The organism is Labedella populi (genome assembly GCF_004078655.1).
GTDB lineage: Bacteria > Actinomycetota > Actinomycetes > Actinomycetales > Microbacteriaceae > Labedella > Labedella populi.
The window spans coordinates 371,730-384,821 of the sequence record NZ_RZNC01000001.1 but is presented as its reverse complement, the minus strand read 5'-3'; the positions used below and the strand labels follow the sequence as shown (position 1 = coordinate 384,821).

Below are 13,092 nucleotides of genomic sequence, written 5' to 3'. Positions count from 1 at the left end.
TCAGCCGCCGAGTTCGGGGCGGCCCTCTCGCCAGTAGCCCATGAAGGCGACGGAGCGGCGATCGACGCCGAGCTCGGAGACGAGGAGGCGGCGGAGCGTCTTGATGACACTCGCCTCACCCGCGAGCCACGCGTAGAACGGAGCGCGATCGCCGAGGGCCGCACCACCGGTCGACGAGACGGGCACCTCCCACAGCAGACCCGCATCGATGTCGACGTCCTCGAGCGGGGCGTGCGCGATGAGCTCGGCGCGCGCGATCACTTCGCACTCCTCGAGGATGCGCGGAGCGATCCGGCGCAGTTCCGGCTCGAGCAGTGTGCCGACGGGCGCGCCACCGCGAGCGAGCACGACGACCTCGACGTGCTCCGGCTTGGCGCCGATCACGACGGCGTCGTCGGCGTGGGGCACCTCGATGACGGCGACGCCGCACGAATCGGCGGGCAGCCTCTCGAGAATGCCGGCGATGGCCGGCGCCGCCGTCTCGTCACCGGCGAGGAGGACGCGGTCCACCCGCTCGGGCGCGTGCCAGTCGACGCCGCCGTGGACGTCGGGGAAGTGCGCGCACGGCGCGTTCACGATGATGCTGTCGCCGGGACGGGCGTCGAGCGCCCAGGAGGAGGCCGGTCCGATCCGGCCGTGCAGCGCCACGTCGACATCGAACTCGGCGACGTCCGACCGCACCTCGCGGATCGTGTACGTGCGCATCGGCATGCGCTTGTCATCGGGAAGCTCGCGCCAGCGCTGGTACCAGTCCGTGGGCTCGAGGCCGAACTCGTCGAGCGGCATCCCGTCCGTGGGGAGCAGGAACTTGATGCGCTGGTCGTGACGATTGTCGGCGATCCCGTCGCACAGCGGACCCGTGAACGTGATCCGGCGATACGTCGGGCTGATCGCGACGACCCGTTTCACCGTGACCGCGAACAGGCGGAACGGGATGGGTGCGGTCTCAGGCCGGGCGTCGAGGATCGTCATGGTAAGGAAAGCCTAACCTGACGAGCATCGAGAGGGAAGCCCCGGATCCTCACCGGCCCTGGACGCCCTGCAGCCGCGCTCGTCCGTTCCGGTCGGGCCGAGACAAGTCCCGGGTGCGATCCGGGGCGCGCGATAGGGTCGGATGCATGGTCGACTCCCTCATCGTCAGCGTCCCGGACTCCCGCCTCGCGAACGCGGTGGGTGATCTCCCGGACGCGGTCGAGCTCGTCGAGTGGGACTTCGAGGGAGCGCCGCCGCGCTCGCGCATCGATCTCGTCGTGCCGCCGTACATGGGCGGGAGCAGCCGAATCGGTCGCGTCGCGGAGGTCTCGAGCAGGCTCGTCCAGTCGCAATCGATCGGCTACGACGGCGTCGATGAACTCTTGCCGGAGGGCATCACGTTCGCCAACGCGAGCACGGTGCACGAGACGGCCACCGCGGAGCTCGCGCTCACCTTGACGCTCGCGGCACAGCGTGGGCTTCCGGAGTTCGTGCGGAACGCCGAGTCGGGCACGTGGAAGAGCCGGATGACCCCGGGCCTCGCCGACAAGAACGTCATGATCCTCGGCTATGGCGGCGTCGGTCGCGCGATCGAGGACCGCCTGCTGCCGTTCGAGACGACCGTCGTCCGGGTCGCCTCACGCCCTCGCACCGACGACCGCGGTGCCGTCCACGGTGTCGACGAGCTGTCGGAGCTGCTGCCCGAGGTCGACATCCTCATCATCGTGACGCCGCTCACCTCGAAGACAACCGGCCTCGTGAACGACGACGTGCTCTCAGCGCTCCCCGACGGCGCCCTCGTCGTGAACGTCGGCCGCGGACCGGTCGCCGACACCGACGCGCTCGTGCGCCACGCGACGGAGGGGCGCATCCGCCTGGCCCTCGACGTGACCGACCCGGAGCCGCTGCCCGAGGACCACCCGCTCTGGTCGCTCCCGAACGTGCTCATCAGCCCCCACGTCGGCGGCGCGTCGGGCGCGATGCTCCCCCGCATGGTCGCGCTCATTCGCCGCCAGATCGACCACCTCCTCGCGGACGAGGAACCGGAGAACATCGTCCTCCGCACCTGAGGGCTCTAGGACGTGTGGATCAAGTCCGATCTGGTTCAAATGGACGATGAGCGGAGCGTTGCAGGCCGCAACGTCAGTGGCGGAGTGTAAGTTCGGTCCGGTGGCAGTGAACAAATCAGGACGACCCCGCGTGGTCATGATGTGCGGGCCAGGTGGTGCCGGCAAGACCACCTACGCCAAGCGCCTGGAGCGCGGAGGCTGGACACGTCTGTCGTTCGAGGTGGAGTTCTGGAATCGCGGTATCACGACGATGCCGTCCGCCGAGGTGGTGGCCGAAGTGGCAGCAGACCTGAAAGCACGGCTGCTGAGTAGCGTCACGGCGGGGGACGATGTCGTGCTCGATTTCGGATTCTGGTTCCGGCGACAACGTGACGAATATCGCGCGCTGCTCGCGCCCCACGGCATCGTGCCGGAGACTGTTTACATCGCGACGAGTCTTGAGACCATCCTGAGTCGGGTTGGTGACCGACACGGTACCTCCACGGGATGTATTTCGCGATGAAGTTGGGATCAACGTAGTCTCGCAACTCGTGTAGGTTAATCGTTCGTTCAACGTTCGTCGTCAGCTCGATATTCAATTCGGTCCCCTTCAGGGTGAAGTCGGGGCGGCCCGCCCCGCCCTTCCACTGGAAGAACCGTTGGACGACCTTGTCCAGGCCGAGAGCCCGCTCGATCGCCTTGCCATTGTTCATGGCTTGGAGGAAGGGCCTCCTGGCCTCGGCCGCAAGTTCCTCACGGCTCAGGAAGTCGTCTCTGGCTGCCTTATCGGACGCGAGTTGGTCTCGCTATCGAGGGCCGGCGCGGTCATGAGAGCATGATCATCGCGCACGACCATCGGCCGCCATACGTGCTCCACGAGGACGTGGCCGGACCGCCGCGATGGAAGGACGATGATGCTCAGCACCTTCCCCGAGGCCGACGCCTAGCTCCGAGGACCGCCTGCTGCCGTTCGAGACGACGGTCGTGCGCATGGCATCGAGCCCACGCGCCGATGACCGCGGCGCTGTGCACGGCGCCGCCGAGTTGCCGGAGCTGCTGCCCGAGGTCGACATCGTGATCGTCGTGAGCCCACCCACTAAGGCAATGCGGCCGCCCGGTCGGGCGCGACCTCGTCATCGTCGAGGATACGGCGACGAAGAACGTGGCTCTCTCTCCACAGAAGATGGCCGCCGGTCCAGAGCAGCATGCCCGCAATCAAACAGAGGCAGGGGAAGAGGACGAGGAAGTCCAGCGCGGTGCCGATGGGCGGCGCGCCCGGCATGGCGGACCGCAGAGCGGGAAACGACAGCAGCGTCGCCGACAGCCAGATGACGTTCGAGAACTCCAGCTGACGGCGCAGGATCGCACTGCCGATGGTCACCACGGCCATGAGAGTCGTGAGCAGAATGGCCAGAACGTAGAACATCACGAGGGTGATGGTCAGCACGTCACGCGATCCATGGATCTGGATCGGATACAGCAGGCTCTCGTTGTCCTGATTCGCCTCCCCTCGGGCAGCGGTGAGCATCCACGGTCGAGCGGAATTCGACAGCTCGAGTTCGAACGCGACGGGACGGTCCGTATCCGTGTTCTCGACGGCGAGCTGGAAGTCTGCGAAGGGCTTGTCGAACGGGTAGTCGGAGTCGCCTCGTTCCAATGCGAGAGTGAGGGAGGTCGGGTCGACGATCGACTCGCCGGGCACTGCGACGACAGAGGTCGTCACACCGCCGCTGCGCACCTCGATGCGGAGATTGGCGGCGATCTCGCCGGGCTCCGCCCCCTCGAGCTCGCCGTGCGGAATGGGGAGCACGTTGGCCTGGATCACGCGATTGGTGAGGTCGACGTCTTGCGTCGACATCCGCAGCGTGAGGTAGTCATCGCTGCTCAGGGTGTTGTCGTCTCGCACCGCCACCTCTGTCGAGGTCTGCAGTACGCCCGAGAGTGCGACCACCGCGTAGTAGACGACGAGGAGCAGCGCGACGACGACGAGGATGATCGGGGCCGGATTGCGGCGGGTTCGGGGCGGCGTGGGTTCTGTCATGTCGGTACTCCCGGCTTGGTTGATGACGTACGCGTAGCCGCCGCCCGGCGCCGCTCCGTTTCGGACACTGTTGCGGCCAGAGCCAGCAGGAGCAGCGCGAGGAGTGGGACGAAGGCGTCGGGGAATGACGAGAGATCGAGCGAGAAGGCGGACACCCAGTCGCTGGTGTCGCGGTCGAGGCTGACAGGTGTCGCTACCGTCATCGCGTTGTCCTGATCGGGGTCCGTCGACGAGACCTCGAACTGTTGGATGACCCGGTCGGGAGCATTGAGAGCGTCCGGATAGACCCGGATGCGCACGTCGGCCGACTCCCCCGTGTGCAGTGTGAACGAGCACGAGAACTCGGTGGCGCGCACCACACACGCGCCGGCATCGACATCCCCGAGCGTGACGTCGACGGAACGGTAGACCGCGCCGGCGGTCACCCGACCGGTGAAGGTGAGGGCGACGGTTCCACCGGTGGTATTGGGCCCGACGGTACCCCGCATCGTCGTCACCACGCCACGCGCGATGGATGTGGATCCGAAGCCGAGTGCCATCGATATGGCTTCATGGGTTCCGGCCGGAGCAGCCTCGGACGGTCCGGTCGGCGCGTCACGAGCCGGAACCGTCGGCGACGGTTGCACCGTCGGGGGAGGATGCTCCGTCGGGGGCGGTACCGGGGTGGGGACGGGCGCTTCGAAGACGACGTCGACGGCGAAGCCGGGACCGGACGCACTGTTCCCGAGAGCGTTCGTCGCAATGGGCGTCAAGACGTTCCGTCCTGCTGCGAGCGCGACTGTCGTGCAGGACCACGAGCCGGACGCGTTCGCGGTCGTCGTGCACACGGTCGTCCCGGATGCGTCCTCGACGGCCAGACGGGTACCGGGATCGCTTCGCCCGGTGAGAGTGGGAGTGGTCGAGGTCGTCCGCGCGGGACCGGTGATCGTCGGCACAGCGGGCGGGGTGAGGTCGACGATGTAGGTGCTCGGCGCCGACGGGGGATAGAAGAAGCCGTGTGGATGCGTTTCAGTCGCCGTCAAAAGGTGAGAACCCGATGACAGCGGGACGACCGGGACGCAGGACCACGAATGTTCGACCCTCACAGTCGCGGTGCAGACGATCCCGCCCGAGCGACCGTCGGTGACGGTGACGGTGTTTCCCGGTGACCCGGTCCCCACGATGGAGGGGGACACCTGGTTGGAGACGGAACCGTCACGAGGGGCCGTGAGGGTCGTAGCAGGCGCAGCCCACTCGATGATCGCGGTCCCGTCCGCGCCGGGCGCTCCGGCAGCGCCGGGGTACGAGACCGCATCGATCACCCCTGGTCCGCCGACGTAGCCGGACCCTCCCCCTCCGCCGCTTGCCCCATTGGGCGACGGGGAGCCGACACCCCCGCCTCCGCCGTACCACCCGCCGCCGCCTCCGCCGCCGCCGGAGACGGCTGACCCTCCGGAGGCGCCGGTGAACCCGCTTCCACCGGCTCCGGGCGCGGTGGCGGTGCCGCCCGTCCCACCGGGGCCATCTCCCGGCGAACCGTCACCTCCAACCGGTCCGCCGCCGTCTCCACCGAACGCGTCGCCCGCTCCACGGCCACCGCCGCCTCCGGCGATGAGGACGGCGGCAGCGCGGACGAATGCCGAGTCGTTCGCCCACAGCCCCGTCAAGCCTCCACCGCCGTCACCGCACAAACCGTTGCCGGAGCCGCCGCCGGAACCGCCGCCGGAGCATCCGCCGCCATCGCCTCCGCCCCCGTACCCGCCGTCGCCGGTGGCGAGGCCCTTACCACCCACGGTCACGGAGAACACGCCACCGGCCGCCACCATCACGGTTCCGATCGTCCGTCCCCCGGCCGAGCCTGCCCCGCCTGCGCCGTCGAGGGTGACACGAAGGCTCGTCACCCCTGGCGGCACGGTGAACGACTGGGCACCGCCGGTGAACGTGAACCGAGCACAGTTGTTCATCCCCGGCGCATCCGTGACACAGGCAGCGCCTTCGCCCGTCGCCGTCGCCGGTGACGCGACGCCGGGAGCCCCGATCAGCGCGAACATGATCAGGATCGATCCGATGAGGCGACGTGGACGAAGCTCGCGCGCGGACACGCTCCGCCTCCGACGGTCAAACGTCGCGAACAGTCGACGGTCCGGTCCAACTCGAAGGACGAACCGTGACGTGAGGAGCCGGGGGCCTGTTCGTTCGTCGATGAGGCGGATCAGACCCTCGTTCTCCGCTTGCATGCGATCGATGCTCTGTGCATTCCTCTTCCTCAATCGCCGCGTGCACGCACCCGTTCCCGTGCTGCATTCCGCGTTTCCCCGTTCCTAACAGAGTTTTCACGGCCGTCACAAGAGAGCACTCGACCGAACCACCCGCGACTCCACCCCGGTTGGGGTGACTTGACAGCAGCCAAGAGACGATGCGATCCGGGCGCGCATTCGAGCAGTGAGGACGACCTCGACCGTGCGTTCCTCGCCCTCGCCGATCCCGTGCGCCGACGAATCGTGGCCCGGTTGAGCCTCGGCCCCGCCACGGTCAACGATCTCGTCGAACCGTTCGCGATCACGAAGCAGGCCGTCTCCCGGCACATCCAGGTGCTCGAGGCGGCGGGCATCGTGTCGCGCGCACCGAGACCCGGCCATCGTGGCGCAGTGGCTCGGACCGAACGGCTACGAGATGACCGTCGAGGAGTACGACTTCCGCACGGGTGGCCGTTACCGCTACCTCCACCACGACCCGAAGGGCGGCGACTACGGGTTCAACGGCGTCTTCCACGTGGTCCGTCAGAACGAGTTCGCCATCCAGACGTTCGAGTTCGAGGGGCTCCCCGACGTCGTGAGCATCGAATCGCTCCGCTTCGAGGACCTCGGCGACGGGCGCACCCGCTTGAGCGGCCACGCCGTGTACCCGACGCAGGAGGCACGCGACGGCATGGTCGAGAGCGGCATGGAGACCGGCATGAGGCAGGGCTACGAGCGGCTCGAGTCCATCCTCGACGCGAGCTGAGGGCCGACCGTGGACTGGACCCTCGAACTCGTCACCGTCCCGGTCGCCGACCTCGACCAGGCGATCACCTTCTACCGCGATCAGGTCGGCTTCGCCCTCGACCACGAGATCCGTAACGAGTGGATGCAGGCCGCGCAACTCACGCCGCGGGGATCCGGCTGCTCGATCCTCGTCGATGCCCGACCCGGCGACGACAAGATGTCGGCGGGATCGGTTCGGGGGCTCCAGCTCGTGGTCGCCGACGCTCACGCCGCGAGAGAGGAACTCGTCGGCCGTGGGATCGAGGCGGACGAGATCTCCGTCATCGACCCGCGTGACGGCGGGACGCTGTTCGGCTTCCGCGACCCCGACGGCAACGCCTGGATCGTGCAGCAGATCGCCGCTCGTGCGGAGAAGCCGCTCATCCCGCGCGACTGAACGCGGCGGATGGAGACGAGGCTCGGGACCCACGGAAATCGGGTGCCCGAGCATCGCCCTATCCAACCCCTCGACACTGCATCCGGGGACACGACTCAGCCGTGACAACTTGTCACTGCGTCGCGGAACTCGCCGTCCTTCATGCGCTCTTTCACGGCCTCGGTGAAGGAAGCCGTCGGAACGACGGCGACCTCTACGAGGTCGGACTCCGGGATCCGTTCCTCGGAACTGCACGCGCTGACGACGGTCCATGCGTCGTCGCTCAGTCCCTCGCGGTACGTCGCCTCCAACCCGACCACCGGAGATATGTCCTGAATCAGCACCGCGGCGCTCTCCGGCATTGCGGTCCGCGCGCTTTCCAGCGAGGTTCCGAGCAGTTCGCTCGCGACGTGAGAGTCACCGGAGTTGGAGCTCGAGCACGCCGCGAGGACAAGCAGACTCGCACCGGCGGTGACCGCCCGGGCCACGATGCGCAGACTCACGCGCAATGAATCCGGGTCGAACTGGGGTTGAACGCGTAGAGATACGCGCTCGTCTGTGCTTTGACGAGAACCGCGTCCACGGAGGTGACTTTCTTGGCCTTGTACTTCCAGTAATCGCCCACCGCCCAGGCTTTCCAAACCGATCCCCTCTTCATCCCAGGGGAGGTGCACGAGACGCTCGTCGACACGCTCTTACCGCTACTGATGCCCAGACCCGACGCGGCGACCGACCGCGTGAGACCGAGCGACAGGCTGATGGTCCTGTCGGCTGTCTTGCCTCGCGAGATAGTGCAGGTACCGCCGTCACGTCCGATCGAGCAACTTCCGATCGGCTTGGAGGATCGCGTCGATGAACTCAACTTGAGCTTGTTCGTCACAGTCGTCGCCTCCCACAACTGTTGCGTGTGCTGCCTGTCGTCCGCGTGAGCTGCCGCCGCAGCAGCGACCGGAGTCATCAATCCGATTGCGGCCGCAAGTGCCAGGCCGATTGTTCGTTTCACGGGGATCCCCCTATGTTCGAGCGCCCGATGATCGTTTTGCAGCGGGAATGAACCGACTGCCACAGAACGCCGGTCCCCCGACCGGAAATGGGTGCGAATCCGACGTTAACGACCGCCGCGCCCCTGCACAGTAGGCCGTTTGGTGGACGCCCCAGGGGGACCACGACGGCGACCGACCCTGCTACGCTGTGGTCTGACCACTATGGTCTGACCACAGCGGTCGGGCCGTCGACCGAGCGAGGACGCCCATGACCGACGAGACGCGCGCGTGGCAGACCGTGCTCCGTTCGGTCGAGACCGACCTGCTCGCCGGGGTCCTCAAACCGGGTGACCGCCTCCCCGGCGAGCGCGCGCTCGCGACCGACCTCGGCGTCGGCCGGTCGAGTGTTCGCGAGGCGCTTCGCGTGCTCGAGGTCCTCGGCCTCATCCGCACCGCGACCGGCTCCGGTCCGTCGTCGGGCGCGATCATCGTGTCGACACCGCGCGGCGGCATGTCCGCCCTCCTCCGCCTCCAGGTGGCCGCGTCGGGCTTCGCCGTCGCCGACATTGTGGACACCCGGCTCGTACTCGAGACGTCGATCGCCGCGACGCTAGCGCGCCACGCGGCGTCCGGGACGGCGCCGAAGCTCACCGAGTCGGAGTCGCTCCTCGACGCCATGGAGGACGCGTCCCTCAGCCCGGCGGAGTTCCTCGCCCTCGACGCGCGTTTCCACGCCAGCCTGGCTGAGGCCGCCGGCAACCAGGTGATCGTCGCGACGATGGCGGGACTCCGCGACTCGATCGAGAGCTACGTCGTCGCCGGAGTGCCGACACTGCCGTCCTGGCCGGACGCCGTCGCGCGCCTCATGCGCGAGCACCGCGACATCCTCGCCGCGGTGCGAGCGGGCGATGCAGATCACGCCCGTGGCGTCGTCCACGACCACATCACCGGCTACTACGCGGAGACGGGTCTGTCCGGCTCGGCCGCCGCAGCGGCCTCACCCCACTCTGCCCCCACCTCGACGGAAGGACCGATCGCATGATCGAGAGACGCATCCCCACGTGGCACGACTTCGCGCCGCTCATGCAGTTCAAGAAGCCCGAGCTCGACCCGAAGAAGCGTCGCCTCGACACGGCCCTCACGATCGAGGACCTCCGGCGGATCGCGAAGAAGCGCACCCCGAAGGCGGCCTTCGACTACACCGAGGGCGCCGCGGAGGGCGAGATCAGCCTCGCCCGCGCGCGCCAGGCGTTCAGCGACATCGAGTTCCACCCGTCGATCCTCCGCGACGTCTCGCGCGTCGACACGAGCGTCGAGGTCCTCGGCGGCCGCTCGGCGCTCCCGTTCGGCATCGCTCCCACCGGGTTCACCCGCATGATGCAGACGGAGGGCGAGCGCGCCGGCGCGACCGCCGCGGGTGCCGCGGGCATCCCCTTCTCCCTCTCGACGATGGGCACGACGTCGATCGAGGACGTGAAGTCGGTGAACCCGGACGGACGCAACTGGTTCCAGCTCTACATGTGGAAGGACCGCGACCGCTCGATGGCGCTCGTCGATCGCGCCGCGAAGGCCGGCTTCGACACGCTGCTCGTGACCGTCGACGTGCCCGTCGCGGGCGCGCGTCTCCGCGACAAGCGCAACGGCTTCTCCATCCCGCCGCAGCTCACACCCGGCACCGTCATCAACGCGATACCGCGGCCGGCGTGGTGGATCAACTTCCTCACGACGGAGGCCCTGTCGTTCGCGACCCTCGACCGCTGGTCGGGTACCGTCGCGGAGCTCCTCGACACCATGTTCGACCCGACTGTCAACTTCGACGACCTTGCCTGGATCAAGGCTCAATGGCCGGGCAACCTCGTCGTGAAGGGCGTCCAGAACCTGAGCGACGCGAGACGCCTCGCCGATATGGGCGTCGACGGTATCGTGCTCTCCAACCACGGCGGCCGTCAGCTCGACCGGGCCCCGATCCCGTTCCACCTCCTGCCGAAGGTCGTCACCGAGGTCGGCAACGACACAGAGGTGCACATCGACACGGGCATCATGAACGGCGCCGACATCGTCGCGTCCCTCGCTCTCGGTGCGAAATTCACCCTCATCGGTCGTGCCTACCTCTACGGGCTCATGGCGGGCGGTCGCGAGGGCGTCGATCGCACGATCGAGATCCTGCGCGGGGAGATCGAGCGGACGATGCGTCTCCTCGGCGTCACCACGGTTGCGGAGCTCGAGCCGGCGCACGTGACACAGCTCGCACGCCTCGTTCCGCTCTCCGCCGCGGCCAGCCACGCCGCCTCCCGCTGACCGCGGCCCGGGCGCCCGGTGTTCGGTCTGAACCCCCTGAAGTAGTCACTTTGAGCGGGCTGCCTCGCCTCTACGCGACGCAACCCGCTCGAAGTGCGACCTGGGTCTACCCGTCGTCCACAGGGCGCGGCGAGGGCGGAAGTGCCGCGGCGGGTGAACGGGACGGGAGTGGCGTCGGAGGCTGCTGCAAGGATGGACGTATGACCTCGACGAGCACCGCGACCGATTCCCGCTCCGAGGCGCTCGACGCGCTCCGCGCCCTCACCGGGCGGCCGGAGGCGGTGTTCCACGATGGGCAGCTCGAGGCCATCCTCGCACTCGTCGACGATCGACGACGCACCCTCGTCGTCCAGCGCACCGGGTGGGGCAAGTCGGCGGTCTACTTCATCGCGAGCCTGCTCCTCCGCCGGCGCGGGGCCGGCCCGACGCTTCTCGTCTCACCCTTGCTCGCCCTCATGCGCGACCAGGTGGCCGCGGCGGAACGCGCCGGAGTCCGGGCCGTCGCCATCAACTCCACCAATGCCCACGAGTGGGACGACGTGCGTGCCAGCCTCGCGCGCGACGAGATCGACGTCCTGCTCGTCTCCCCGGAGCGCCTCAACAACCCGCGGTTCCGCGACGAACAGCTTCCGGATCTCGTCCGCCGGACGGGGCTGCTCGTCGTCGATGAGGCGCACTGCATCTCCGACTGGGGCCACGACTTCCGGCCCGACTACCGCCGGCTCGCCGAGCTCATCACGACACTGCCCGCCGGCGTGCCGATCCTCGCGACGACGGCGACGGCCAACGCACGCGTGGTCACCGATGTCGTGGAGCAGCTCGGCGGGGGCACCGCGGGCCCGGACGGGGAGGGCGACGTGCTCACGATCCGCGGCTCCCTCGCCCGCGAGTCGCTCCGACTCGGGGTGCTGCGCCTGCGCACATCCCACCAGCGGCTCGCCTGGCTGCTCACCCACATCGGCGAGCTACGCGGGAGCGGCATCATCTACACGCTCACGGTGTCGGCGGCGGAAGACGCTGCTCGTCTGCTCCGCGGCGCGGGCCACGACGTGCGCGCCTATACGGGCCGCACCGACCCGGACGAGCGCGAGGAGTCGGAGGGGATGCTCAAGCGCAACGAACTGAAGGCCCTCGTCGCCACGAGCGCACTCGGCATGGGCTTCGACAAGCCCGACCTCGGTTTCGTCGTCCACCTCGGGGCGCCCTCCTCGCCCGTCGCCTACTACCAGCAGGTCGGCCGAGCGGGCCGCGGATCGATCGATGCCGACGTCCTCCTCCTGCCAGGCGACGAAGACGAGGACATCTGGAGCTATTTCGCCACCGCGTCGATGCCGGACGAGCGTCGTGCCACCGCGGTACTCGAGGCGCTCTCGGACGCGACCGACGCGAAACCGCTCTCGACACCCGCTCTCGAGGCCCGCGTCGACATCCGGCGCTCCCCACTCGAACTGCTGCTCAAGGTGCTCGACGTCGATGGGGCGGTGCGTCGCGTGTCGGGAGGCTGGGTCGCAACAGGCCGGCCCTGGGTCTACGACCGGGAACGGTACGAGCGCATCGCCGCCGCGCGACGGGCGGAGCAGCGGTCCATGCTCGACTACGAGCGCACCGACGCATGCCGCATGGAGACGCTGCAGCGCGACCTCGACGACCACACCGCCGCACCCTGCGGCCGGTGCGACACTTGCACGAGCGCGTGGTACCCGTCGGCCGTCGCCGAAGAGGCGACCGCCACGGCGAGCGCCTCGCTCGATCGCGTCGGCGTGCCCGTCGAGCCCCGCTCACAGTGGCCGACCGGCGCCGACCGCCTCGGCGTCGCCGTCAAAGGTCGACTGCCCGCCGACGAACGCCTCGAGGAGGGCCGAGCGCTCGCCCGCCTCACCGATCTCGGCTGGGGCGGCGTGCTCCGCACCCTCTTCGCCGAGGGCGCCGCAGACGCCCCGATCGCGCCGAACGTCCTCGATGCGTGCGTCCGTGTCCTCGCGGAGTGGGGCTGGGAAGACCGCCCCGCAGCCGTCGTGAGCGTGCCCTCCCGATCCCGTCCGCAGCTCGTCGACTCGCTCGCGACGGGCATCGCACGGGTCGGCAAACTCCCCTACCTCGGCGCTCTCGACCTCGAGAACGGCGGACCGACCGGCGGCCCGGGCGGCAACAGCGCCTACAGGCTCGCCGGGGTGTGGGGCGGATTCAGCGTCGGCCCCCAGCTCGCCGCCGACCTCGCCCAACTCGGGGGGAGGCCCGTGCTCCTCGTCGACGACCGCGCCGACTCGCGGTGGACCCTCACCGTGGCCGGACGCCTCCTCAAGCAGGCCGGAGCGGGAGCGGTGCTCCCCCTCGTGCTCGGCGTCGTCGGCTGATCGTCGGGGCGTCCCAG

11 protein-coding genes and 1 pseudogene are annotated in these 13,092 nt (G+C 68.8%); 7 read left to right on the top strand and 5 right to left on the bottom strand.

What is annotated here, in order from left to right:
• Positions 1-972 carry a siderophore-interacting protein gene (locus ELQ92_RS01920; RefSeq protein ID WP_128497262.1) on the bottom strand — a complete coding sequence of 324 codons (972 nt, stop codon included), beginning with the start codon at positions 970-972 and terminating at the stop codon, positions 1-3.
• A 146-nt stretch (positions 973-1,118) separates the two neighbouring features.
• Between ELQ92_RS01920 and ELQ92_RS01915 the strand changes: the two genes are divergently transcribed.
• Together ELQ92_RS01915 and ELQ92_RS01910 are read left to right on the top strand one after the other, a co-directional pair.
• A complete protein-coding gene (locus ELQ92_RS01915; RefSeq protein ID WP_128497261.1) occupies positions 1,119-2,042 on the top strand; it encodes a 2-hydroxyacid dehydrogenase in 924 nt (307 codons plus the stop codon).
• A 46-nt stretch (positions 2,043-2,088) separates the two neighbouring features.
• Complete coding sequence (locus ELQ92_RS01910) at positions 2,089-2,544, top strand: P-loop nucleotide/nucleoside kinase family protein (protein ID WP_208004204.1); 456 nt, start codon at positions 2,089-2,091, stop codon at positions 2,542-2,544.
• 573 nt (positions 2,545-3,117) lie between these two features.
• Here the strand turns inward: ELQ92_RS01910 and ELQ92_RS01905 are convergent.
• Both ELQ92_RS01905 and ELQ92_RS16175 read right to left on the bottom strand, forming a co-directional pair.
• Positions 3,118-4,062, bottom strand: coding sequence for a DUF4436 family protein (locus ELQ92_RS01905; protein ID WP_128497260.1), 945 nt, complete (start codon positions 4,060-4,062; stop codon positions 3,118-3,120).
• Entirely contained in the window at positions 4,059-6,143 is a 2,085-nt protein-coding gene (locus ELQ92_RS16175; protein ID WP_166426673.1) for an Ig-like domain-containing protein, read from the bottom strand. The genes ELQ92_RS01905 and ELQ92_RS16175 overlap by 4 nt, the downstream gene beginning before the upstream one ends.
• Before the next feature lie 294 nt (positions 6,144-6,437).
• Here ELQ92_RS16175 and ELQ92_RS16785 point away from each other — a divergent pair.
• Both ELQ92_RS16785 and ELQ92_RS01880 read left to right on the top strand, forming a co-directional pair.
• Positions 6,438-6,972: pseudogene (locus tag ELQ92_RS16785) on the top strand (ArsR/SmtB family transcription factor); the annotation flags it as partial.
• 81 nt (positions 6,973-7,053) lie between these two features.
• Positions 7,054-7,461, top strand: a complete 408-nt coding sequence (locus ELQ92_RS01880; RefSeq protein WP_128497257.1) for a VOC family protein — start codon at positions 7,054-7,056, stop codon at positions 7,459-7,461.
• A 95-nt stretch (positions 7,462-7,556) separates the two neighbouring features.
• On the opposite strand, the gene ELQ92_RS01875 is transcribed toward ELQ92_RS01880, so the two are convergent.
• Positions 7,557-7,928: a hypothetical protein gene (locus ELQ92_RS01875; protein ID WP_128497256.1), complete on the bottom strand. Its 372-nt coding sequence runs from the start codon at positions 7,926-7,928 to the stop codon at positions 7,557-7,559.
• Positions 7,929-7,939: 11 nt separating this feature from the next.
• Positions 7,940-8,443: a hypothetical protein gene (locus ELQ92_RS01870; protein WP_128497255.1), complete on the bottom strand. Its 504-nt coding sequence runs from the start codon at positions 8,441-8,443 to the stop codon at positions 7,940-7,942.
• A gap of 248 nt (positions 8,444-8,691) precedes the next feature.
• Here ELQ92_RS01870 and ELQ92_RS01865 point away from each other — a divergent pair, with 248 nt between their 5' ends.
• From ELQ92_RS01865 to ELQ92_RS01855, 3 genes are all read left to right on the top strand, one after another.
• A complete protein-coding gene (locus tag ELQ92_RS01865) occupies positions 8,692-9,465 on the top strand; it encodes a FadR/GntR family transcriptional regulator (protein WP_128497254.1) in 774 nt (257 codons plus the stop codon).
• Positions 9,462-10,721 (top strand): alpha-hydroxy acid oxidase, encoded by a 1,260-nt coding sequence (locus ELQ92_RS01860; protein ID WP_128497253.1) that lies wholly within the window; start codon positions 9,462-9,464, stop codon positions 10,719-10,721. Before ELQ92_RS01865 ends, ELQ92_RS01860 begins: the two co-directional genes overlap by 4 nt.
• A 200-nt stretch (positions 10,722-10,921) precedes the next feature.
• Positions 10,922-13,075 (top strand): RecQ family ATP-dependent DNA helicase, encoded by a 2,154-nt coding sequence (locus ELQ92_RS01855; protein WP_128497252.1) that lies wholly within the window; start codon positions 10,922-10,924, stop codon positions 13,073-13,075.
• Positions 13,076-13,092: the final 17 nt, after the last annotated feature.